Source organism: Nocardia araoensis NBRC 100135 (assembly GCF_000308435.1).
GTDB lineage: Bacteria > Actinomycetota > Actinomycetes > Mycobacteriales > Mycobacteriaceae > Nocardia > Nocardia araoensis.
Genome location: NZ_BAFR01000189.1, coordinates 17225 through 38670, shown reverse-complemented (window position 1 = coordinate 38670; position 21446 = coordinate 17225). Strand labels below are relative to the sequence as shown.

Here is a 21446-nt window from a genome sequence, read left to right as displayed (position 1 = left end):
GCCCCCGGCTACTAGTCGGATCCCGTTGCTGCCGAGTCATTTTCGAGGACCAAGCTGCGTTGCGAGTCCGGCAGGTGAACCAGAATCAGGCCGACGCCCGCGATGAGGAAGTTCTGCAACGCGGCCGACGAGGCGTTCACGTCGTCATTGGCCCACATGCGGAACCATTCGCCGCCGACGGTCAGGAACCCGCCCAAGAACAGCAGCACCGCCATGGTCCAGCCCAGGCTCGACAGTTTCACGGCAGCGTCCAGACCGGCTCGCAGCCTGCGCGGCCTTCCGGTCAGCACCCGGCCCCATACGGCTCCTGCCGCGAGCAGCACGAAGGCGATCAGGAATTCCCAGATCACCACGAGGATGTAGGCGACGAGCGCGACATTGCCATTGGTGATCGCGCGCCAGTCCGTGCCCGGATTGTGGATCGTCGCTTTCATAGACAGCACCGCGGCCACGCCGTTGCGATTGGTGTCGGTGTCGACGCAATTGGTGAACGCGACGAACAGATAGTAGAAGCCGGTGATGGTGGCCAGCGTCGCCACCGCCATCCGGCGACTGCCCACCACATCGAGAACCTTTGTGCCGCTGCGCGTCATGTGCCTACCTCGGGTCGACCGGCCGGGAGCTCCAAGCGTCGACGATCATATCGGTGCCCGATCACGCATTCTCCCCACGGCGGGGAGCCCGGCACGGCGGGGGATGAGTCGAAATGTTCTCTACCGCACGAGGTTTCCGTCCGGTCTCGCCCACAGTGTGCGCGCGAGGCTTCCGGCTGGACGCCCGGCGGCAGCGGGCGGAGGACGTCGTGAAACGCGACGACTGCGCCACCCCGGGTGTGGTGGCGCAGTCGTCAACTGTGCGCTCCGAAGGCTCGGCGGAAGTGCCGAACCCACCGGCTTCTACTGAGCGGTGGCCTGCCGTTTCGGCAGCTTCCATCCCGGCCGGGGGAAGTGGCAGGTGTAACCGTCCGGGTAACGCAGCAGGTAGTCCTGATGCTCCGGCTCGGCCTCCCAGAACTCACTCGCCGGGGTCACCTCGGTGACCACCTTGCCGGGCCACAGACCGGAGGCGTCCACGTCGGCGATGGTGTCCAGGGCGACGCGCCTCTGGTCGTCATCGAGATAGAAGATCGCCGAGCGATAGCTGCTTCCGATGTCGTTGCCCTGGCGGTCCTTCGTCGTCGGATCGTGGATCTGGAAGAAGAACTCCAGCAGTTCCCGGTAGTCCGTCCGGGCCGGGTCGTAGACGATCTCGATCGCCTCCGCATGGCCCGGGTGATTGCGGTAGGTGGGATGGTCGTTGCGTCCACCGGTGTAGCCGACGCGTGTCGACACCACCCCGGGCTGCTTGCGGATCAAGTCCTGCATGCCCCAGAAGCATCCACCGGCCAGAATCGCCTTGCGCGTGTCGGTCACGCCTCCTCCTTCGCGAAGAGAGTCTTGTACTGCCCATAGCCTTCCGCCTCGAGGTCGTCGAGGTGGATGAACCGCAGCGCAGTCGAATTGATGCAGTACCGCAAGCCGCCCGCGGCGCGGGGACCGTCGGTGAACACATGCCCGAGATGGCTGTCGCCATGCGCCGAACGCACCTCCGTGCGGACCATCAGATGACTGAAGTCACGCTTCTGCACCACGTTCCCGGCTTCGATCGGCTTGGTGAAACTCGGCCATCCCGTTCCACTGTCGAACTTGTCGACCGAGGCGAACAACGGCTCACCGGACACCACATCCACATAGATGCCCGGCTCGTGGTTGTCCCAGTACTCGCCCGTGAACGCCCGCTCGGTGCCGTTCTCCTGAGTGACGTGGTACTGCTCAGGCGACAGCGCGGCGACCGCCGCGGGATTCCGGTTGTACTCCCGTGCCACATGACCTCCTCATATCGGCCCCTGGTACAACCCGGGCACCGGCAAGGAAAGTCCCGAGCGAGCCGGGCGTCACACTCCGGTTCCGCCGACCGTGCCCACGGCGGCCGCCCGTCGTCACCGACTGCGTCCGGCTCCCGCTATGCCGTGGAACTCGCGGTGGCTTCCGCCGTGGGAGGAGCAACGCTCGGGGCGGTCCTTCGCCGGGGGACCGTGAACACGGCGGCCAGGCACAGAATCGCGACAACGAAGCACGCGAGGGTGTACCACAGATTTCCGATCGGGTCTCCTTCGCTGGTCACACCGTCGACGGCGGCGAAGAAATCGGGCAGAGCGGTCGCCCAGAGGAATGCCATCACGCCCAGATACACGACGCCGTAAACGCGGACGAAGTCGTTCGTGTAGAGCGCCGTACCCGAGTCGTCGCGCCGCAACCGGAGCCACTGGCGGGTCAGGATCAGCACCGCGGCGACGGAGACGACGACCAGTTCCGCCGCGTAGAGCACGCCGCGCACCGTGGTGCTACCCATGCCGAAAACCGTCGCGGGGATGGGCAGCACGGCGGTGCCCAGCGACGCGAGTACGCCGATGACGATGGTGCGCCCGGCCAACTGCCATCCGGAGAAGATCCGCCCCTGGCCGACGTGGCGACCGACGAACAATTGGACGCAGAACGCCAGCGACATCGGCCACAGAGCGGCGAAGACGACCACGCTCGGAAGCGGTACCGAATCGAACATCGGTTGATTGATCGGGTTGTCCACCGACCATTCCCACCACCGCAGCTGCGGGCCGAGGTGATCGAAGATCTCATAGAAGGCGTGGTGGACGAAGCCGACGCACACCGATCCGGCGAGTACCCCGTACTGCCGGAACACCCCGAGCATCCGCACCAGTTCGAACGCGAGCGTGGCCATGAACGGATAGATCGCGATGATGTAGAGCGGTAGCCTGCCCCAGAGGAATTCCACGGAGAACAGGTTGTGCGCGAACATCGTGTCGACGTGTGCGTCGATACCGAACGCCGCCGGGAAGTACAGCGGCGGCTCGATGATGAACAGGTACGCGGTCGCACCGAACCAGAGCACCAAGTTGGTGGGATCGCCGTGGCGGCGCAACCGCACGATCGCGTAGATCAGGGCGAGTACCGCACCGAGGACGATCGTGAATTCGAGGACGGGCAGCGTCCAGTTCTCCAACCCGAAAGGGTTCCGCACCTCGACCGGTCCGCCCGCCTCCTCGCAGGAGAAGCCGAGTGCGGTCGCGAGCCGGTCGAAGGTGGGTGCGCAATGATCAGCCATCGGTCCGGCTCCTAGCGTGCGACCGTGTCGGCGGTGTACCAGTGCGAGACGTCGTAGCCGGCCTCATAGCGTTCGAACCACACATCGGCCAGTGCGGGTAGTTTCTCGTGGTCCGGGTTGTGCTTCGGCAGCTGACTGCGGATGATGCCCACCAGCGCGACGAGTTGCTCGCGCAGCGGCAGGTGGTCGAACGCGCGCGGCATCGGGCCGTTGTCCTCGGCCTCCAGAAACGGCAACCACTTGCGCAGTTTCTGCCTTCGCCGGTAATTCGCGAACATCGACAGGGCGTCGACCTTCCGCTCCTCCAGCGGGACATGCACGTTGAAGCCCGCGCAGGCCAACCGGATCACCTTCAGCACGTGACGGAAGATCGACGGCGCCATGCGCATCCGATACACATCGCTTCCGACGACGGAATCGAAGATGATCAGCGCGGAACTGCGATGCTCGACCTCTTCGACGAAGTGCCAGATGAACAACGACGCCACCCGGTCGTCGCCCGGCCGGAACAAGGTCGAGTCGTTGTCGAGCATCAGTTTGAACACCGGGGTGAACGTCGCCTCGAGATCGGCGGTGTAGGCGAGCCGGTATTCGACGGGCGTGTTCACGGTGAGGCGGTCGAATTCCGCGATCACTTCGTTGAGCGTCTCCTGCAGCCCCGGATAACGGCGGATCAGCGCGTTGGCGTGCTGCCGGTGCGCGGTGGAGTGCTGCCCCTCCTGGCGCACGAACGCGTCGGCTTCCTCGGCGACCTCGGGATCGGTGATCAGGGGCATGGCCTCGCGAATCATGTTGACGATCATTTTCTCGAAGCCGATCGCCAGGAAGGACACCGCGTTGGCCATGGAGGAGAAGGCCGGATTCTCCTCGTTCCACAGGAAGGGCACGTCGTAGTCCGCGAATGCGAAGCGCATCTTCCGGACTTGCAGATCGGTCACTGGGCTATACCTCGACTTTCGCCAAACGAACCGGCCCGGCGGCGCCTCCTGTCGCGCCGAGCCGCGTGCCAGTGATCATACACATGACGATTGATTTGTATGATCAGATCGGCGCTCGAACCGAGACCCCGTCGACCTTGTGATACGGTCGAGCCCTTGATCCGGATAGCCGACGGGCTTTCCATTCAGGGGGTTCGCAAGCGACGGGCTTCGAGTCGAGGAAGCGGGCAGTGGCAGGAAGGCGCGGGTGGGGCGGGAGTCCGCCGAAGGACGACGAGGAAGCCTCGCGTCGCATCGTCGCCGCCGCCGTCGAACTGATCGGTAAGACGGGTTCGGAGATCAGCATCGCCGACGTCGCGGAGTCGCTCGGCGTGATCCGGCAGACGGTCTACCGGTACTTTCCCAGCGCGGACGCACTGATGACCGCGGCGGCGATCGCATCGGTCGACGGGTTCCTGGATCGGCTGACCCAGCACGTCAGCGGGATCGGGGACGCCGTGGAAGCGATGACCGAGGGAGTGGTGTACACCCTCGCCGAGGTCCGGCGCACACCTCATCTCGGCATCTTGCTGTCGAGCACGTACTCGAACGTCCATCCGGAGAGCCTGACCTCCGAAGAGGCGCAGGCCTTCGGCATGACGATGATCAAGCGCTTCGACGTCGATTGGGCGCACTACGGGTATGACGACGAGTCTCTGCACGAGCTGGTCGAATACGTCCTGCGCACGATGCAGTCGTTCTTCATCTCCCCAGGTAATCCGCCGCGCGGCGACGACGATCTGCGGCGGTATCTACGGCGGTGGATGGGCGCGGCGATCATCGCCCAGATGAAGCCGTCCGCGAGCGTCTAGCCTTCGCACCGGACCGCGCTGTCGCACTTGTGCTCCCGCGCCGCCGGTGCGAACGAGGCGTGGCGGATCAGCTCGCGTCGTCGAGCCGTACTTTGACGAAGACGCGGCCGCGTTCGTCGCGTTGCGCTACCGCATGCCCGCGCCGGTCGGCGCCGTTCAAGTGCAAGGTGATCGGGCCGCCGTCACCGAGGAAGTTGCGCCACCAACTCTTCCGATCCGGTAAGGCGACGCCGATGACCAGTTCTTCGCCTTTGCGCCAGTAGTTGACCGGTGTGCTGAACGTCCGCCCGGACCGGCGCCCCACATAGGTGATCACCACGAACCCTCTGCCCAGCAGGCGCCCGAGCACCGGCGCGCTCAGGAGGGCGGCCACCCCGGCGTTCACCGCTCGCACGCCGCGCCCCAGCACCGTCTTCAGTTCCACGACTTTCCTCCTGGCCGCCCACGGACATCTCCGAACACTGCCACCCTAACCGTTGCCGGGACCACGAGTCCGCCGGCGGTGGGCCGGTGCCGTCGCCGGACTTTCGTTTTGCGCCGCCCGATTTGGGGTTGGAGGCAGGAAATCGCCGATCGGCCGGTGCCCCGGGCGGACTCGCTTCGATACTCGTGCAGGACCGTCAGCACGACGGCCGGAGGGCGCTCGCGCAGAAGGGAAACCGATGACAACCAGCCTGCCCGCATTCCCCGCGGCGAACGAGGATCTGCTGGACACCTGCATCCGGCTCAGGGAGATCGCGCCGGTGGTCGAGGTGGAGTTCCCCGGCGGTGTGCCCGCCTACCTTGCCCTCACGCACGAGGCGGTGCGTGAGATCCTCGCCGGGGACAACAAGACCTTCGCCCGGGATCCGAAGCACTGGCCCGCCCTGTACGACGGTTCGATTCCGGAGGACTGGCCGTTGCGTGCCATCGTGCAGGGTGATCACCTGTCCACCAAGGACGGCGATGACCACCGGCGGTTGCGCGGCCTGATCAGCAAGGCATTCACCCCGGGCCGGGTGCAGGCGCTCGAGCCGCGCGTCCAGGCGATCATCGATCGATTGCTGGACGACGTGGTGGCCGCCGGTGACGGCGTCGACCTGGTGCCCACCTTCACCGAAGCGCTGCCGATGGCGGTGATCTGCGAACTGTTCGGGGTGCCGGAACCGGACCGGGACCGGCTGCGACGCTGGACGGCAACGCTTCTGGCGCACACCACCCCGCCGGAGGAGGCGTTCGCGACGCAGAACTCGCTGATGACCTACCTGTACGAACTGGCCGACCGGAAACAGCAGGAGCCCGGCGACGATCTCACCACCGGTCTGGTGCAAGCCCGCGACCGGGACGACAAGCTCACGGCCGACGAACTGGTCGCCGTACTGTGGATCATGCTGGTGGCAGGCCACGAGACCACGGTGCATATGCTCGGCTACGCCATTCTGGCGCTGTCGCGACACCCCGATCAGCTCGCGCTCGCGAAGGCGGAAGACCGCTGGGGTGATGTGGTCGAAGAGACTGTGCGCTACCGCCATTCGGTGATGATGACCAGCTGGCGATTCACGCTGACCGACGTGATCGTGGCCGGAGTCGCCATACCCAAGGGCAAGGCGGTCGGTGTCGTGTACCAAGCCTGCGGGATCGACCCGGCCGAGTACGGCGAGACCGCGAACGAGTTCGACATCACGCGGGAGCAGCGCGGTGGGCATCTCGGATTCGGTCACGGCCCGCGGTACTGCATCGGCGCGGGCCTGGCCCGTCTGGAGGGCCGCCTCGCGCTCGCGTCGCTCTACCGTCGGCTGCCGAACCTCGAACTCGCCATCGACCCCGCGGACATCCCGTATTCGCCGTCGTTCTTCACCATCGGCCCGCTGTCCATTCCGGTGAAACTGGGCGCCGAGAAGCAGTGAACTCCACCCGACGCGGCAACCGGCCTCGGAGGCCGGTTGCCGCGTCGGGCATCGCCGGTCAGCTGGCACACGATGCACGTTCGCCTGGCTCGCGAGTACGCGCCGACGTTCGCGGTGCCTGCGGCGGGTAGTCGAATCTTGCAGCGTTTGCGCTGGTCAACGGCCCATTGCGAACCGGAAACGCCTCGCCGGATCGAAGGACATCGGATGACCTGTCGTGTCACGCTGCTGCGGTCCGCAGTTCCGCAGCAACTGACAGGAAGGATCGATGACGCCGATGTCGCATGGAGATCCGGTCGTCGCGACCACGTCCGAACAACTCGCTCGGATCGCAGTTCGGGGGCCCTGGGACGCTCAGGGGCAGGTGCGCCCGGAAGCAGTTCAGTTCGCGTCGAACTTGGTCAGCGCCGTGCAGAAGCGCAGCGGCAAGGGGTTGGTGCCCGATGACGTGGCCGACCTGGTGCGCCGGGCGCTGGAGGTCGCCGTGCCGACGTTTCCGCGCATCGAAGGGGCGGGCGGAATCGGTCTGTCGGCGCACATGCTGCGGCAGACCACCTCCCGGCCGTGCCCGCTGGTGGTCTTCCCCGCTGGGTGGACACCCGTCGGGTGGCCGTTGTTCGAATACGCGTATCTCACGCTTGCGTGGAAGGGCTACCACGTGCTGGCCTACACGCCACGCGGAATCGGCTGGTCCGCCATACCGGGAACGGAACTGCCGTGGTTCGGCACGTCCGAAGGCACGGTCGATGTCGCCGGTCCATTGGATCGCGCCGACGGCAAGAAGGTGCTCGACTACGCGATAGACGCGCTCGATCCCAGCGGCATCGCCTTCATGGGTGAGTCCTACGGCTCCGGCATCAGCCAGCTCGTGGCCGCGCACGACGAGCGGGTCGACGTCGTCGTCGCCTTGAGTACCTGGGGCAACCTCGCCACCAGCTTGTACGACAACGGCACCCGCCATCTGAAGGCCGTCGAGGCACTGGTCGGCCTGACCGGCGGCGAGCAGGCGGACAAGTTCGACGACGTGGCGCTGGAGATCCTGGCGAAGTTCGCCGAGGGCGTGGACATGGACGCGGTCGTGGAGTGGGGCACCGAACGCGCGCCGGAACACTATGTCGGTCGCGAAATCCCCACCTTCTTCTCCAACACCTGGCACGAGGGCCTTTTCCCGGTCAACCAGGTGCTGGAGACCTTCGAGAAGCTTCCGCGCCCCAAACGGTTGAACATGTGGATCGGCGATCACGCGGCGCCGGAAGGCCCCGGCCTGATCGCTCCGCCCATGCTCGGTGCGGGACCGAACGAGCCGCTGCGCGAGGCGTACGCCTGGCTCGATCACTACCTGAAAGACGAGGACAACGGCGTCGACGCGTGGCCGGAGATCAGCAACCAGGTCATGTTCACCTACGTGACCACGCCGGGGTCGGGCAACGGCCAGAACGTGATCGTCGACCCGGCGCGGCGCGAGGAGAAGGCATCGTGGTCGGACGTCACCACCGACACGGAAGTACTGGCCTTGACCGATGAGCGCGAGGGCGGCGACGGTGCGCTGACCCCCGATCCGACGTCCGGTTGGCAACGTAGTTTCACGGTGGGCGAGGAGCCCGAGGTCGTCGCCATGGACAAGCTCATGACGACGGGCCAGGAGGAATGGTCCGGCAACCCCAAGATCTACCGGACCGGCGATATCGACCGCGGCCGTGCCCTCGTCTGGTCGACGGGGCCGCTGCTCGCGGCGCGCGGCGGCGTCGCCCGCCAGATCCGCGGCATCCCCCGGGTGCGAGTGACCGTCGACAGCAGCGAGGACTCCGCGACGGTGATCGCCTATCTGCTCGATGTCGACGAGAACGGCTCGGCGAGAATCATCACGCACGAACCGAAGACCATCGAGTCGGGCCTGCCCGCGACCGTTTCCTGGGAGTTGCAGGCGGCCGCCTACGACCTGCCGGACGGCCATCGGTTGATGCTGGTCTTCGACGGCATGGACCCGCTGTATTCCAGCGCCAACAAGGCCGGTTCCACGATCACCATCAGTGCGGCGGACGGCGCTGCTTCCTGCCTGGAGTTGCCGCTCGGCTGACCGCTGCGCGTGGCCCGGCGACATGCCCGGGCCACGCCGTGGTCGTCAGCGGATCCGTCGGACGCAGCCACACCCATACCGGAAATCGCGCGGCTCGGTAGTCTGCAGAGGTGTCCGCCGCACCCGCCGACGCCGACGCACCGATCGTTCCGGTGCGAGATGGAGTGTTCTTCACACTTCCCGCCGCGTTGCCGCGGGGTAGGCACAATCTGGGGCGGGAGCAGGTGATGGCGGCGCAGCGGGAACGGCTGCTGATCGCCGTGACCGAACTGCTGGCCGCCCGCGGATACGCCGGATTCGGTCCCACCGATATCGCCAAGCGGGCCGGAGTCTCCCTGGCGGCCTTCTACGACGCGTTCGCCAACAAGGACGACTGCGTGTTCGCGGGCTACGACCGCTTCATCCAAGTGCTGCTGACCCAGCTGACGCGCGCGGACATAAAGGGCCGAGACCGCAGATCCATCGTCGCCGACGCCCTCGGCCAGTATCTCGGCTCGCTGCAGAACGACGTGGTCGTGGCCCGCGCCTACCAGGTGGAGATCGACGGACTCGGGCCTGCCGCCCGGCGGCGCAGACGCAAGTCGATCCGGCTGTTCGCCGAGTACATCCGCGGTCTGGTGCGGAGTGCGACCGGGGATCGGCAGCCACTGTTGTCGGTCACCGCTTACATGGGTGTCGTCTACGCCGTGCGCCAGCTCACCGCCGATGCGCTCGACGAGTCGCGCGAGCCGGATCTGACCGCGCTCAGCGCCGACCTGGAGCCCTGGCTCACCGATCTGTTCCGCGAACACTGATCCGGCACGCGCGGACGCGGGTGTCGAACTTGACATGACAGCCGCGGTCCCGCAGCATTGGCGTAAAGCTCGTTACTCCGATACCGCCCGCATCGGCGTGGCACGCCGCCGAATGTCCGATACCGCCGTCGTCGACCCTCGCGACGGACGCCTGTCGTCGAGAACCTCGAATGGCCGTAACAATCGCACTTTTCACCCGTGACCTGCGGGTACACGACAATCCGGTCCTGTCGGCCGCCGTCCGCGAGGGCGCGGCGATGATTCCGCTGTACGTCGTCGACGACCGTCTCGTCGGCAGCGCCCGCCCGGCCGGGAACAAACTCCGCTTCCTCTCCGCCGCGCTGGCCGAACTCGATGCCGAACTGCGCTGCGCCGGAGGGCAACTGGTGGTTCGGCACGGTGACTACGTCGACGCGGTGGATCGAGTGGCCGCACAGGTGCACGCCGACAGCGTCCACATCGCCGAGGACACCGCCTGGTACAGCCGATGCCGACTACGGGCACTGCGGGAACGGCTGGAGCGGCGCAGCTGCCTGCTGCACATTCATCCCGCCACCCTCACCGCCGTGGATCCCGCCGACTGCGGCCCGCACCGGCCGGACGACGAGGTTCCGGACTTCGCGACCTACTTTCGCCGGTGGTTGTCGGCGCCGAAGCGGCGACCGCTGGACCAGCCGACGGAATTGGTCGTCCCCCGCATCGACAGCGATCCGGTGCCGAGATTCGACGAACTCGGCGAGGCGGCCATTTCACCGCAGCTGGCGGTCGGAGGCGAGATCACCGGCCGTGCGCTGTGGCGGGGCTGCCTCGCCGATCCGCGACCACCACGCGGCCGGTTCAGCGGTGACCTCACGGGGGAGGGTTGCTGCCGCCTGTCGCCATACCTGCATTTCGGTTGCCTGTCCGCCGCCGAAATGGTGTATCACACCGACATGGCGACGACGGACGGACGCGCTTTCGTCCGTCAGCTCGCTCGGCGCGACTTCCATCTCCAGTTCCTCGTCGCCCGGGCCGACATCGCGCGGTCGGCAGAGGGCCACGGCGAGCGGCAGGCGCACGATCCGGTCGTGGTCGGTGCCTGGCGCGACGGCCGCACCGGGTACCCGATCGTCGACGCGGGTATGCGGCAGTTGGCCGCGCAAGGATGGATGCCGGAGCGCGCCCGGATGATCGCCGCCAGTTTCCTCACCGCGACGCTGCATGTGGACTGGCGGGTCGGCGCCGAACATTTCCGCCGGTGGCTGCTCGACGACGCGGCGAGCGACCGCTTCACCTGGCAGCAGGCGGGGCGTCTGGACCCGCGCGCGGTCGGCACCGCCGAACGCTACGACCCCGAGGGGAACTACGTGCGGCGCTGGATCCCGGAACTGGCTTCCCTGCCCGGGGCGGAGATCCATCGCCCGTGGCGCCACATGGTGCCGACCTCGATATACCCCGCTCCCATCGCGGGCAGCGTGAGCACCTGACGGAAACGGCCGAGCCGCAGCCGCGCGGCATCGCGAGGTCGGATCGCGCCGAAGGCCTGATCGGCAAGCCGCGGCAAGGACGGCAGGGCGATATGCGCGCGGCGCGCGGCAGGAGGTGCCGTGCGCCGCGTCGCCCGAAGCCTGAACCGCCGTACTCCGTCCCGGTCGCAGGCGCTGGAGAGATCAGTCCGGTATGTGCGACTCGTGGGTGAACGGTTTGGTGCCGTGGACCGCGGGCTCGCCTTGGGGATTGGTCTTCGCGCCGTGGTTCACGCGGTCGTCGGAATCGAGCCACTCGCTGACCGGATTGTCGATGTAGCGCCATTCCGTGCCCGATGGCCACGGTCCCTGTCCTTCGTTCCAGGGGCCGCGGGCGCTCGCGGCGCCGTTGGACATGTTGAAGGCCACATTCTGGAACCGATCGTCGCCGGGCAGTGCTCCGGGCGGGAAGTTGACCGGCAATTCGTTCAGCGCCGCCGTGAACTGCTGGAAGTGCGCGATCTCGCGGGTCATCAAGAACGAAAGTGTGTCCTGCACACCGGGATCGTCGGTGAACTGCTTGAGATACTCGTAGACGATCTTGGCGCGCGACTCCGCGGCGAGATTGCTGCGCAGATCGACCGAAGGTTCGCCATTGGCGTCGACGTACGAGCCCGACCACGGCACGCCCGCGGAGTCCTTCACGACGGGGCCGCCGCCGCTGAGCGCGAAGTACAGCGGGTTCACCGCGACCTGATGGATCACCTGGTCACGTCCGCCGGGTGTCGCCACCATCGGCATCCAGTCGCACCGCTCGTTGGCCTGCTTCAAATCGTCGTTGAGCCCGTCGAGCAACATGGTGATCATCGCGCCGACGATCTCCAGATGGCTGAGTTCCTCGGTGGCGATGTCCATGAACAGGTCGTAGGTTTTCGGATGCTTGCCACGCAGCATGAACGCCTGATTGAAATATTGCATGGCGGCCTTCAATTCGCCGTTGGCGCCGCCGAATTGCTCTTGCAGCAGGGTCGCGAAACGTGGATCGGGACGGTCCACGCGAACTTCGAACTGGAGATCCTTGTTGTGGGTGAACATCGCTCTCCTTACCAATATGGTCGGCTGTTCGAGATGGCTTTCACTGCCTAACCCAGCGCACGACGAGCAAGAGATGCGTTGCTTGTTCGCTGGCGACGATACGGGTTCGAATTGCCGGTTGTTCGCAGCGACACGAGCCGCGACAGCGGGGGACGATCCGGTCCTCGAGTGCCCGCACTCAACGCCTATGGCTGCCGCCGGCACGCTGACTTTGGTGAGACGGACGTCCGATCCGTAATTTCCGGGCGGGGGCGAGCGGCGGGCTGTAACCGGTCCGGCCTACGCGCATGGCCGACACCAACTCCGCGCAGATTTCGTGCATGCCGAAACACGGCATCCAGCCGAGTTCCCGACGGGCCTTGGACGAGTCGATCAGGCAGGCGCGGTCGGCAAGAGTCAGCCAGGCCGGATGCAGCGGTAGCAGTCCGGTGCGCCATCCGGTCCAGGCGACGGCTCGGAGCACTCGCCGGTGCGTCGGCAGACGGAAGCCGCCGAACATCGCCGCGAGTGCGTCGGCTCGCACGGACGGTTCGGCGGCGAGGTTGAACGCGCCTGCCGCACGCTGGTGCACGATCCGCCGGATCGCCGCCGCGACGTCCGCGCTGTGCACCAATTGCAGCCGGAAGTCGCGCCACAGGGGCACCGGTACCAGGCGTCCCCCCAACAGACACCGGGGCAACCACGGTGGCAGGATCCAGTCCGCCAGTTCCGCGGCGGCGTCGGCTTGCGCTATGCCGCACGGACGGATGCGCGCTGTGCGGACCTCTGGGTGGCGCGCCGCGAAGCGGTCCAGTTGTAACTCCAACTCCGCCTTGGCCATGCTGTACGAGCTGCCGGGCACCCCGGACAGCTGCCACCCTTCCGATACCCGCCGCCATCGCTCGGCCGGGGTGTAGGCGGCGCACGACGAAGCGGCGACGAGATGGGGAACCGCCGCCTGCGCCGCGGCGCTCAGCACGTTGTCGGTGCCGACCAGGTTGGTCCTGCGCATCGGCGGGTCGTCGCGGTGCGGATGGATCGCCCATGCCAGATGCACGAGAACGTCCGCGCCTGTGCAGGCGGCCCGCAGTATCTCGGCCGAGCCGTCGGCCCCGATATCGCAGGGCACCCACCGGACGTCCGCATAGGGTTCCCGCGCACGGTCGGGTGTGCGACGGGCGATGCCGACGATTTCGCAGTCGTCTGCGCGCAGTGCCCGCAACAACGCCGTCCCGACGTTGCCGCTGGCTCCGGTGACGATCACCTTCATGCGCCGCGCCGCTCGACGTCGGCCCGGCCCGAGAAGGCGGGCGGAATGAGCAGGCCGGAGTCCCACGCTCGGTCGATCAGGTCGGCGACGTCGATGCGCCGCAGCTCCAGCACTTCCCGGCTCGTGAGCAGCTCACGCAGGTACGCCACGATGTGGTCGGCGACCACGCCGCGGATATCGCCGATGCGATGGATCAACTCGGCCGCCCTGTTCAGCGGGAGAACTTCCACGTCGACGTGTTCGGTCCCCACCTCCTCGGTGTGGACGAGCAGAGTGCACGAGTCCTGCGGCACCAGGGCGAAACGCATGCGAACCGCGACGGCGCCCGCGAAACGGGCGACGACACCGATCATGCTGATCCGCAGCCGAAGCATGACCGGCACCTCCACGCCGACATCCCAGCCGTCGGCCTCGCACGGGCCGGCACGCACGATTCCCGGACGACCTTCCACGGCCGCGACCGCGAGCCTCGCCGGTCCCACTCTGATCGGCCCCGCCTCGATGCGGTCGCCGACGACGAGTGTCACCACCGAGGCGATGCGCTCGGGTTTGGCGGCGGCGCGCAGGACGGCTCGCGTGAACTGTTCGGCCGTCGGCGCCGCTGCGTCGTTGTCGCGTAAGTCCGGCATGGGCCACCTCCTTTTCACGGCGCGAGTACCCCCGCACCGGGAAAGAATGTGGGTCCGGGCTGGTCAAGCGCCCTGGTGAGGCACGACCTCCAGCCAGACCGCGCTGTCGGAAGGCAGGGTGCCGTCCGCCAGGGGCTCGCTGGACAGCAACACCCGCTCGTGGCCGGGCAGCGTGGTCGGCCCGTTCGACAGGTTCAGAATGCACACCAGGCCGGGAGAGCGTCGGAGTGCCAGAACGCCCGGCGCACTGGGCAGCCAGGACCAGGCGCCATCCCCGAGGGCCGGATGGTCCCGGCGCAGACGCAGCGCCCGGTGGTAGAGATCGAGCATCGAGTCCGGTTCGCGCTTCTGCAATTCGGCGGTCAGCGACACCCAGCGCTGGGGCTGCGGCAGCCAGGGCGACGTGTCGGCCGGGCCGAATCCGAACGGTGGCCGGAACCCGCTCCACGGCAGTGGGACACGGCACCCGTCGCGGCCGCGCGCGGTGTGGCCGGAGCGCTCCCAGGTGGGGTCCTGTAGCACCGCGACGGGGAGATCTTCCACTTCCTCCAGCCCGAGTTCCTCGCCTTGATAGAGGTAAGCGCTGCCCGGCAACGCGAGCATCAGCAGCAACGCCGCCCTGGCGCGGCGACGACCGAGCCCGACATCGACGGGACCGTGCGGTTCGTGCTGCGAACCGCCGCCACGCGTGGAGGCCCGCCCGTAGCGGGTCACGTGTCTGGTGATGTCGTGGTTGGACAACACCCAGGTGGGTGGCGCGCCCACCGCCGCCAACGCTGCGGTCGTGCAGTCCACCACGGCACGCAGCGCGTCGGCGTGCCAGGAACACCGCAGAAAGTCGAAGTTGAACGCCGTGTGCAGTTCGTCCGGACGCACGTAGCATGCGAGGCGCTCGGGTTTGGCCACCCAGGCTTCGGCGACGAAGACGCGATCCGGCCCGTAGGAGTCCGCGATCTTGCGCCAGGCGCGATAGATCTCGTGTACCTCCGGCCGGTCCCAGTGCGGATGGTCGGTCCGATCCGGCGGCTCCATCATGTCCTCGTGATCGGCTTCGATATCCGGCAGACCGGAGTGTTTGACCAAGCCGTGCGCCACGTCGATGCGGAAGCCGTCCACGCCTCGATCCAGCCAGAAACGCAGGATCGACTCGAACTCGGCGCGGACGTCCGGGTGCTCCCAGTCCAGGTCCGGCTGGTGGGCGTCGAACAGGTGCAGATACCACTGCCCGTCCGCCACTTGGGTCCATGCCCGGCCACCGAACACACTCCGCCAATTGTTCGGCGGACCGCCGGAGGCAGCGCCGTACCGGAAGATGTAACGAGCTCGCTCCGGCGAACCCGGCCCGGCCGCGAGCGCCTGCTCGAACCAGGGATGCCGATCCGAGGTGTGGTTGGGCACCAGGTCGACGATGATGCGCATACCCTGCGCGTGCACCTCGGCGATCAGCTCTTCGGCCTCCGCGAGCGTGCCGAACCGGGAATCGATGCCGCGGTAGTCGGCGACGTCGTACCCCCCGTCCGCCATCGGCGACGGGTACCAGGGCGTTATCCAGATCGCCTCGACTCCGAGGTCGCGGAGATAGGGCAGCCGAGACCGGATACCGGCGATGTCGCCGAGGCCGTCGCCGTTGCCGTCGCAGAAACTTCGGATGTAGATCTCGTAGATCACCGCATCGCGCCACCAGGGAGCAGTCATCGTCGCGCCCTCCTCTCGGCTTGCTCCAGGGCGGATACCCGGAACCCGAAGCCGCGTAACATCGCGCGGCGTCGACGGCGATCGTCCTCGCGGGCGCGGGTGGGGTGTCGTCTGTGGCCGCCCGGGTAGTCGCGGGATATGGCTACTACCGCTCCACTTCCGGAAGAACGAGCAGGAACTCCGCGGCGAGCCGTGGTGACCGGGGGAGACTCCGGAATCGGCGCCTCCATCGCCGTCGCACTCGCCGCGGGCGGGAGCGATGTCGGTCTGACCTTCCACAGTGACCAGCGCGGTGCGCAGGACACCGCGGCGCAGGTGCGCGAACACGGCCGGACCGCCGCCGTGCGCCGTCTCGACCTGGCGAATCCGGCGGACGCCGGATCGGTGATCGATGAACTCGCCGACGAACTCGGTGGCATCGATGTGCTGGTGAACTGCGCCGGTACCGGGTCGGCTCAGAAGGCGATGGACATGGACTTCGACACCTGGCGGCACGTGCTGTCGGTGGACCTGGACGGCGCGTTCCTCTGCTCGCAGCGCGCCGCCGGGCACATGATCGCGGCGGGTAACGGCGGCCGGATCATCAACATCACCAGCGTGCACGAACACGTTCCCCGGGTGGGCGCGGCACCGTACTGCGCGGCCAAGGCGGGGCTCGGCGCGCTGACTAAAGTACTGGCGCTGGAACTCGCCGAACGCGACATCACCGTCAACTCTGTTGCACCGGGCGAGATCTCGACACCCATGACCGGCCAGGAAGACGTCGATCCCCGTGAGCAGTCGCGTCCCGGCGTGCCGCTCGGGCGGACCGGGCACGCCGAGGAGGTCGCTGCCGTGGTGGCGTTTCTCGCCGCACCGGAGGCGAGCTATGTCACCGGCGCGTCCTATGTGGTGGACGGTGGCATGCTCCTGATGGGCCCGCAGGCCAGCAGCCTGTTGACCGACGAGAAATGGCGCACGCCTTGACCGCGGCTACGCCCGCCTACTGCTCCGCCACCGGAGACAGGCAACTGGCCGGAGGATCGACGAACACGCAGATGGCCGGGCCGCGGGTGGGACGGTAACCGTCGGGCACTCCGCCCGCGCCGATGATCTGGGTGTAGGCGCCGACGGCGTCGGTGGGGCGGCGGGTGAGCGACGGGTCGGTGCGCACGTCCACGGTGTAGAGGCCGAATCGGGGGGTGTAGCTGCCCCATTCGTAGTTGTCGGTGAGGCTCCAGTAGTTGTAGCCCATCACGTTCATGCCGTCGGCCTTGGCGCGCTGGATCCAATAGACGGTGTCGCGAAGATGATCGCCGCGGCCGTAGCCGTCGGCGCGTGGACGGCCGTCCTCGGTCGGCATCCCGTTCTCGACGATGTACAGCGGCTTGCCCGGCAACCGGCGCGAATAGTACTGCAGGGCATAGTAGATACCCTCAGTGCGCAACGGCAGCTCCCAGATGTGCGGTCCGGGCAGTGCGGGCATCGCCGAACCGCTGGCCCGTAGCACGGAGTCGACCAGCGACTGCGCCGGGTCGAAGGCGAAGTAGTAGTCGACACCCACGTAGTCGAGCCGGTCGGCGATGCGGTCCACCAACTGGCCGTTGACCTGTGCCTCCGAACCGGCGACGTAACCCACGTTGCTGGTCACCTGCGCACCCGGCTGCTTCTGGTGGATGTAGTCGTAGATGGCGTTGTGCGCCTGCGCGACCCCTTCGAGCATTTCTCCGGAGTCCGCGGCGCCCCGGCGGACCTCGTGCACGATGTAGGCGACGGGCTCGTTCACGGTGACCCACAACGGGTTGCGTGCGGCGTAGCGGTCGACGACGGCGCGCATGTTGGCCAGCCAGTCGTCGACCATGCGCGGATTGCGCCAACCCCCTCGGTCGGCGGCCCAGCCGGGGTACACCCAGTGGTCGAGCGTGATCATCGGTCGCATGCCGGCGCGCTCGATGCTCGAGATCACCGCGTCGTAGAAACGGAACGCGCCCTCGTCCCACACTCCCGGCGCGGGTTGCAGTCGGGCCCACTCGATTCCGATCCGGAACACGCGCGCCCCGAGGTCCGCCGCGAGCTGGATGTCGGAGGCATAGCGGCCGTAGAAGTCGACGGAATCGCCGAGGCCGTCGTAACCAGGGGTCGTGCTGACGTATCGGGTCCAATTGCTGTCCGGCGCATGGCCTTCGGACTGGAAGCCGGAGGTCGATACGCCCCAGAGGAAGTCCCCGCCCAGCGCCGGTAGGCCGGCGACCGGCTGGATCGGCGGAGTCGCCGCGGATTGCGTGGCGAGCAGCAGCGTGGATGCCGCGACGGCGAGCGCGGCCAGGACGTACCGACGGAACCGAGATCGCATTGGCCCAGAGTAGCCGCGCGCTGTCCAGTGATCGCCGGAATCCGCGTATCACCGCGATTCGAAGGCGGGGCCAGTTGTGGCCGGCTCAACTGCCGCGTCGCGCGGCACATGCGGGCGCTACTGCATGGCGAAGCGCAACAGTGCTTGCATATCGCCCTGCTTGATCTTGCCTTGGCGATTGAGGACTTCCAACTGCCACTGCGGGCCGTTGCGGAAGGCGCGAGCGACCGCGTTGGCGTTGTCGGTGCCGAGCAGCGAAGGCCAGATGTCGGCGACCTGCTGGCTGTTGCCGCCGGTGGCGTCATAGATCTTGAAGGAGATGTTGTTCGCCTTGTCGAAGGAACTGCCCTTCTTGAAGGCGGCCGCGACGAAGATGATGGCGTCGATCGCGGTGGGCACGTCGGCGAAGGTGACGTGGATGGTCTCGTCGTCACCGGACGCGGCGCCGGTCTGCTCGTCGCCGGTGTGCGCGACCGCGCCGTTGCCCAACGGGTCGAGCGAATCGAGTCCCGCGAAGCGCACCGGGTCGTTGCCCTGCATGAGGACGGCGATCAGATCGAGGTCCACACCGCGTTTGCGGCGTGCCCAGCCGAGTGCGCCGCCGCTCGTTCCGGACGACGGATCCCAGCTCACTCCCACACTCAATTTCGTGATACCCGCGAGGTCAGCGGCACCGTCTTCTTTTCTGAGCGTAATCACGACATCAGGATACTGATGTCGAGCTACTGCGCCCCGGATGACGAATCCACCTCCGGGACAAGGAGCTCCGCGGTGGGCGGGGAGTCCGTCGCGGAACTCGGCCCTGCGGGCGCCGCGACGATCACCGATCGGGTCGGCGCGCCCACCACGCCTTGACCAGTCCGGCCGCCGCGACCTGCGCTCGCCGCCGGTTCGGCACGGTGGCGCGGTGATCGAACACGGCGAAGTCGCTGTCCTCGATGCGGTCGAGGATCTCCGAGTACAGCGTCGTCGCCGTCGTGACGCACGAGCGCGAACGGCGGTGCAGCAGGGCGATCCCGGCGTTCGCGAAGCGGTAGACCTCGCGGGTGTGCGCGTGCTGCGCCGCCAGGGCTGCGCGCACCCGGGGATCGGTACGCCGACGGGTCAGGCACCAGCGCAGGAGTTCGCGATCGACGTCGAACGCGGCCAGCTCGTCGGCAGGGAGATACACCCGGTCGCGCAGCAGATCTTCGCCGACGTCCCGCAGGAAGTTGGTCAGCTGGAATGCCTTGCCGAGCGCGGCGGCATACGGCGCGGCCTCCTCGGCACAGTCGGTCCCCAGGATCGGCAGCAACTGCAATCCGATCACTTCGGCCGACCCGTAGACGTAGATGTCGAGGGCGGTGCGATCGGAATAGTCGGTCACGGTCAGATCCATTCGCATCGATGCGAGGAAAGCGTCGAACAGCGCAGCTGGAATGCGATAGCGATCGGCGGTGTCCACAACCGCGGGGAGAACGGCGTCGGCGTCGGCGTCGCGGCGGCGGAAATGGCCTGCGAGTTCGTCCAGTTGCCCGGCACGTTCGGCGAGATCGCGACGCGGATCGAACTCGTCGAGGATGTCGTCGGCTCGGCGGGCGAATCCGTACAGGGCGTGTACCGCGGGGCGCTGATCCGGTGCGAGCAATCGGGTCGCCAGGAAGAAGGTCTTCCCATGGCGGGCGTTGAGCCTGCGACAGTACCGGTAGGACCGGAGCACTCGCTGGTCGCCGAGCCGGGTGGGGTCGAGGTGGGTGCGGGTCATTCGATTCCGATCATGGTCGTCGATCGATGGGGCTGAGGGCGAGCGTGGATCCGCTGCGGCGAGGCCGCGGGGACCGGTGGCCGGTGATGCGGTCCGCGGCCAGCCGGCCGGAGATCAGCACCGGCGGGATCCCCACTCCCGGCACGGTCGAGCCTCCGGCCAGGACGACGTTGTCGACGCCGCGAATCATATTGGCCGGTCGGAATGGGCCGGTTTGGGTGAACGTGTGCGCCAATGCGAAAGGGCTCCCGGCGAGCATGCCGCGACGCGCCCAGTCGGCGGGCGTGTCCACGCGTAGGATCTCGGCATCGCCGAACCGCGAACCGAGGCGATCCTGAGCGACCTCGAGCATCTGCTCGGCATAACTTGCGCCCGACCGTTCCCAATCGATCCGGCCCCGTTGCAAATTCGGCACCGGTGCGAGCACATACAGCAGATCCCGTCCCGCCGGAGCCGAAGACGGATCGGTAGCCGTGGGACGGGTCACCAGCAGCGACGGATCGCGCATCACCCGACCGCGGACGATGATGTCGCGGAACGACTCCTCCCAGGCGGCTCCGAACAGCAGGCTGTGGTGGGCCTGCGCGGCCGTGGGCGCGCATCCGAGATGGACGATCATCGCCGACGGGGCCGAGGTCAGCGGCACCGGACGCCGTGGCGCCCGCGTGATCAGGCGATATGCCTCGTGTAGTTCCGTAGTCAATACCACGGCGTCGCAAGGGATCCGGTCGCCGTCCTCGGTGCGCACTGCGGTGATCCGCGAGCCCGCGTACTCCAGGGCGGTCACCGCGGTGTCGTAGCGGAATCGGACACCGGCCACGGTCGCCGCGTCGGCCAGGGCCTGCGGGAGCGCGCGCATGCCGCCGCGTGGAAAGTAGACCCCGCCGACGGTGTCCATGTACGCGATCACCGCGTAGGCGGCCAGCGCCCGGCTCGGCGCGACACCCGCGTAGAGCGATTGGAAGGTGAAGACACGGCGCAGATCTGGGTTGCGAAGGTAACGTGCGACGGCGCGATCCCATCGCCCGAAACCGCCCAGGGCGATCAGCCGGCCGAGAGCGGGCGTCACCATGGACAGCGGTGAGTCGAAATTCGCGGCGATGAACCGGTCCATCTCCGCTCGGTACAAACGCGTCAGCCAACGTCTCAGGCCGCGATAGCCGTCGGCTTGGCCGGGACCGGCGAACCGGTGGATCTCCGCTTCCATCCGCTCGGCGTCGGTGTGCACGTCGAGCGTCCGGCCGCCGGCGAAATGCGCCCGATACGCCGGTTCCACGGGCACCAGCTGCACGTGGTCGGCGCTGCGCGCTCCGCCGGCCGCGAAGACGCTCTCGACGATGTCCGGCATCGTCAGCACCGTCGGGCCGGTGTCGAGGCGATAGCCCGCCGGATCGGCGTGCCCGGCTCGTCCGCCCGGCACCGCTTCCCGTTCCACGACGATCACTTCGCGGGAGCGGCCCGCCAGATGCAGAGCCGCGGACAACCCGGCGAGCCCGGCCCCGACGACCACCACCCGGTCGGTCGCGCCTTCGACGGTACGCATCGGGAA

Annotated in this window: 20 protein-coding genes; 6 read left to right on the top strand and 14 right to left on the bottom strand. The window is 67.5% G+C overall.

Translation table 11 applies throughout. The annotated features are described in order from the left end of the window. Nucleotides 1–11: 11 nt before the first annotated feature. The 5 genes from ON21_RS24935 to ON21_RS24915 form a co-directional block, all read right to left on the bottom strand. Nucleotides 12–593 (bottom strand): DUF2165 domain-containing protein, encoded by a 582-nt coding sequence (locus ON21_RS24935; RefSeq protein ID WP_051021312.1) that lies wholly within the window; start codon nt 591–593, stop codon nt 12–14. Nucleotides 594–896: 303 nt separating this feature from the next. Continuing rightward, nucleotides 897–1412, bottom strand: a complete 516-nt coding sequence (gene msrA / locus ON21_RS24930; RefSeq protein WP_039801481.1) for a peptide-methionine (S)-S-oxide reductase MsrA — start codon at nt 1410–1412, stop codon at nt 897–899. Continuing rightward, complete coding sequence (gene msrB / locus ON21_RS24925) at nt 1409–1864, bottom strand: peptide-methionine (R)-S-oxide reductase MsrB (protein ID WP_039801478.1); 456 nt, start codon at nt 1862–1864, stop codon at nt 1409–1411. The genes msrA and msrB overlap by 4 nt, the downstream gene beginning before the upstream one ends. A gap of 137 nt (nt 1865–2001) precedes the next feature. Then, nucleotides 2002–3162 (bottom strand): hypothetical protein, encoded by a 1161-nt coding sequence (locus tag ON21_RS24920; RefSeq protein WP_039801476.1) that lies wholly within the window; start codon nt 3160–3162, stop codon nt 2002–2004. A gap of 11 nt (nt 3163–3173) precedes the next feature. Next, nucleotides 3174–4100 carry a metal-dependent hydrolase gene (locus ON21_RS24915; RefSeq protein WP_039801474.1) on the bottom strand — a complete coding sequence of 309 codons (927 nt, stop codon included), beginning with the start codon at nt 4098–4100 and terminating at the stop codon, nt 3174–3176. A 230-nt stretch (nt 4101–4330) separates the two neighbouring features. Here ON21_RS24915 and ON21_RS24910 point away from each other — a divergent pair, with 230 nt between their 5' ends. Then, nucleotides 4331–4951, top strand: a complete 621-nt coding sequence (locus tag ON21_RS24910; protein WP_039801472.1) for a TetR/AcrR family transcriptional regulator — start codon at nt 4331–4333, stop codon at nt 4949–4951. 67 nt (nt 4952–5018) lie between these two features. Here ON21_RS24910 and ON21_RS24905 read toward each other — a convergent pair whose 3' ends face one another. Continuing rightward, nucleotides 5019–5369: a nitroreductase/quinone reductase family protein gene (locus ON21_RS24905; protein ID WP_039801582.1), complete on the bottom strand. Its 351-nt coding sequence runs from the start codon at nt 5367–5369 to the stop codon at nt 5019–5021. Nucleotides 5370–5613: 244 nt separating this feature from the next. Between ON21_RS24905 and ON21_RS24900 the strand changes: the two genes are divergently transcribed. From ON21_RS24900 to ON21_RS24885, 4 genes are all read left to right on the top strand, one after another. Beyond that, nucleotides 5614–6837, top strand: a complete 1224-nt coding sequence (locus ON21_RS24900) for a cytochrome P450 family protein (RefSeq protein ID WP_051021311.1) — start codon at nt 5614–5616, stop codon at nt 6835–6837. Between the two features lie 277 nt (nt 6838–7114). Then, nucleotides 7115–8914 (top strand): alpha/beta fold hydrolase, encoded by a 1800-nt coding sequence (locus ON21_RS24895; RefSeq protein ID WP_218004140.1) that lies wholly within the window; start codon nt 7115–7117, stop codon nt 8912–8914. A gap of 110 nt (nt 8915–9024) precedes the next feature. Next, nucleotides 9025–9708, top strand: coding sequence for a TetR/AcrR family transcriptional regulator (locus ON21_RS24890; protein ID WP_039801467.1), 684 nt, complete (start codon nt 9025–9027; stop codon nt 9706–9708). Nucleotides 9709–9878: 170 nt separating this feature from the next. Continuing rightward, the gene (locus ON21_RS24885) at nt 9879–11174 is read left to right on the top strand and encodes an FAD-binding domain-containing protein (protein WP_039801465.1); all 1296 of its coding nucleotides are present in this window, start codon (nt 9879–9881) and stop codon (nt 11172–11174) included. Between the two features lie 183 nt (nt 11175–11357). Here the strand turns inward: ON21_RS24885 and ON21_RS24880 are convergent, their stop codons facing one another. The 4 genes from ON21_RS24880 to ON21_RS24865 form a co-directional block, all read right to left on the bottom strand. Beyond that, a complete protein-coding gene (locus tag ON21_RS24880) occupies nt 11358–12248 on the bottom strand; it encodes a manganese catalase family protein (protein WP_039801463.1) in 891 nt (296 codons plus the stop codon). A gap of 178 nt (nt 12249–12426) precedes the next feature. Further along, the gene (locus ON21_RS24875; protein WP_039801460.1) at nt 12427–13497 is read right to left on the bottom strand and encodes an NAD-dependent epimerase/dehydratase family protein; all 1071 of its coding nucleotides are present in this window, start codon (nt 13495–13497) and stop codon (nt 12427–12429) included. After that, nucleotides 13494–14126 (bottom strand): hypothetical protein, encoded by a 633-nt coding sequence (locus tag ON21_RS24870; protein WP_039801458.1) that lies wholly within the window; start codon nt 14124–14126, stop codon nt 13494–13496. The genes ON21_RS24875 and ON21_RS24870 overlap by 4 nt, the downstream gene beginning before the upstream one ends. A gap of 63 nt (nt 14127–14189) precedes the next feature. Continuing rightward, complete coding sequence (locus tag ON21_RS24865) at nt 14190–15821, bottom strand: glycoside hydrolase family 13 protein (RefSeq protein WP_039801457.1); 1632 nt, start codon at nt 15819–15821, stop codon at nt 14190–14192. Nucleotides 15822–15959: 138 nt separating this feature from the next. Here ON21_RS24865 and ON21_RS24860 point away from each other — a divergent pair, with 138 nt between their 5' ends. Then, nucleotides 15960–16787, top strand: coding sequence for an SDR family oxidoreductase (locus ON21_RS24860; protein ID WP_051021310.1), 828 nt, complete (start codon nt 15960–15962; stop codon nt 16785–16787). Nucleotides 16788–16803: 16 nt separating this feature from the next. On the opposite strand, the gene ON21_RS24855 is transcribed toward ON21_RS24860, so the two are convergent. From ON21_RS24855 to crtI, 4 genes are all read right to left on the bottom strand, one after another. Then, a complete protein-coding gene (locus tag ON21_RS24855; RefSeq protein WP_039801452.1) occupies nt 16804–18153 on the bottom strand; it encodes a family 1 glycosylhydrolase in 1350 nt (449 codons plus the stop codon). Between the two features lie 117 nt (nt 18154–18270). After that, nucleotides 18271–18852 (bottom strand): TerD family protein, encoded by a 582-nt coding sequence (locus ON21_RS24850; RefSeq protein ID WP_039801450.1) that lies wholly within the window; start codon nt 18850–18852, stop codon nt 18271–18273. A gap of 121 nt (nt 18853–18973) precedes the next feature. Further along, on the bottom strand, nt 18974–19897 hold the full coding sequence (locus ON21_RS24845) for a phytoene/squalene synthase family protein (protein WP_039801447.1): 924 nt from the start codon (nt 19895–19897) through the stop codon (nt 18974–18976). A 10-nt stretch (nt 19898–19907) separates the two neighbouring features. Beyond that, on the bottom strand, nt 19908–21440 hold the full coding sequence (gene crtI, locus ON21_RS24840; RefSeq protein ID WP_039801444.1) for a phytoene desaturase family protein: 1533 nt from the start codon (nt 21438–21440) through the stop codon (nt 19908–19910). Nucleotides 21441–21446: the final 6 nt, after the last annotated feature.

What these genes read in the sequence shown, in the direction of transcription:
- ON21_RS24935 (WP_051021312.1), bottom strand. Translation starts at nt 593, where the DNA reads ATGACGCGCAGCGGCACAAAGGTTCTCGATGTGGTGGGCAGTCGCCGG.
- ON21_RS24920 (WP_039801476.1), bottom strand. Translation starts at nt 3,162, where the DNA reads ATGGCTGATCATTGCGCACCCACCTTCGACCGGCTCGCGACCGCACTC.
- ON21_RS24900 (WP_051021311.1), top strand. Translation starts at nt 5,614, where the DNA reads ATGACAACCAGCCTGCCCGCATTCCCCGCGGCGAACGAGGATCTGCTG.
- ON21_RS24895 (WP_218004140.1), top strand. Translation starts at nt 7,115, where the DNA reads ATGTCGCATGGAGATCCGGTCGTCGCGACCACGTCCGAACAACTCGCT.
- ON21_RS24885 (WP_039801465.1), top strand. Translation starts at nt 9,879, where the DNA reads ATGGCCGTAACAATCGCACTTTTCACCCGTGACCTGCGGGTACACGAC.
- ON21_RS24880 (WP_039801463.1), bottom strand. Translation starts at nt 12,248, where the DNA reads ATGTTCACCCACAACAAGGATCTCCAGTTCGAAGTTCGCGTGGACCGT.
- ON21_RS24875 (WP_039801460.1), bottom strand. Translation starts at nt 13,497, where the DNA reads ATGAAGGTGATCGTCACCGGAGCCAGCGGCAACGTCGGGACGGCGTTG.
- ON21_RS24870 (WP_039801458.1), bottom strand. Translation starts at nt 14,126, where the DNA reads ATGCCGGACTTACGCGACAACGACGCAGCGGCGCCGACGGCCGAACAG.
- ON21_RS24865 (WP_039801457.1), bottom strand. Translation starts at nt 15,821, where the DNA reads ATGACTGCTCCCTGGTGGCGCGATGCGGTGATCTACGAGATCTACATC.
- ON21_RS24860 (WP_051021310.1), top strand. Translation starts at nt 15,960, where the DNA reads ATGGCTACTACCGCTCCACTTCCGGAAGAACGAGCAGGAACTCCGCGG.
- ON21_RS24855 (WP_039801452.1), bottom strand. Translation starts at nt 18,153, where the DNA reads ATGCGATCTCGGTTCCGTCGGTACGTCCTGGCCGCGCTCGCCGTCGCG.
- ON21_RS24845 (WP_039801447.1), bottom strand. Translation starts at nt 19,897, where the DNA reads ATGACCCGCACCCACCTCGACCCCACCCGGCTCGGCGACCAGCGAGTG.
- crtI (WP_039801444.1), bottom strand. Translation starts at nt 21,440, where the DNA reads ATGCGTACCGTCGAAGGCGCGACCGACCGGGTGGTGGTCGTCGGGGCC.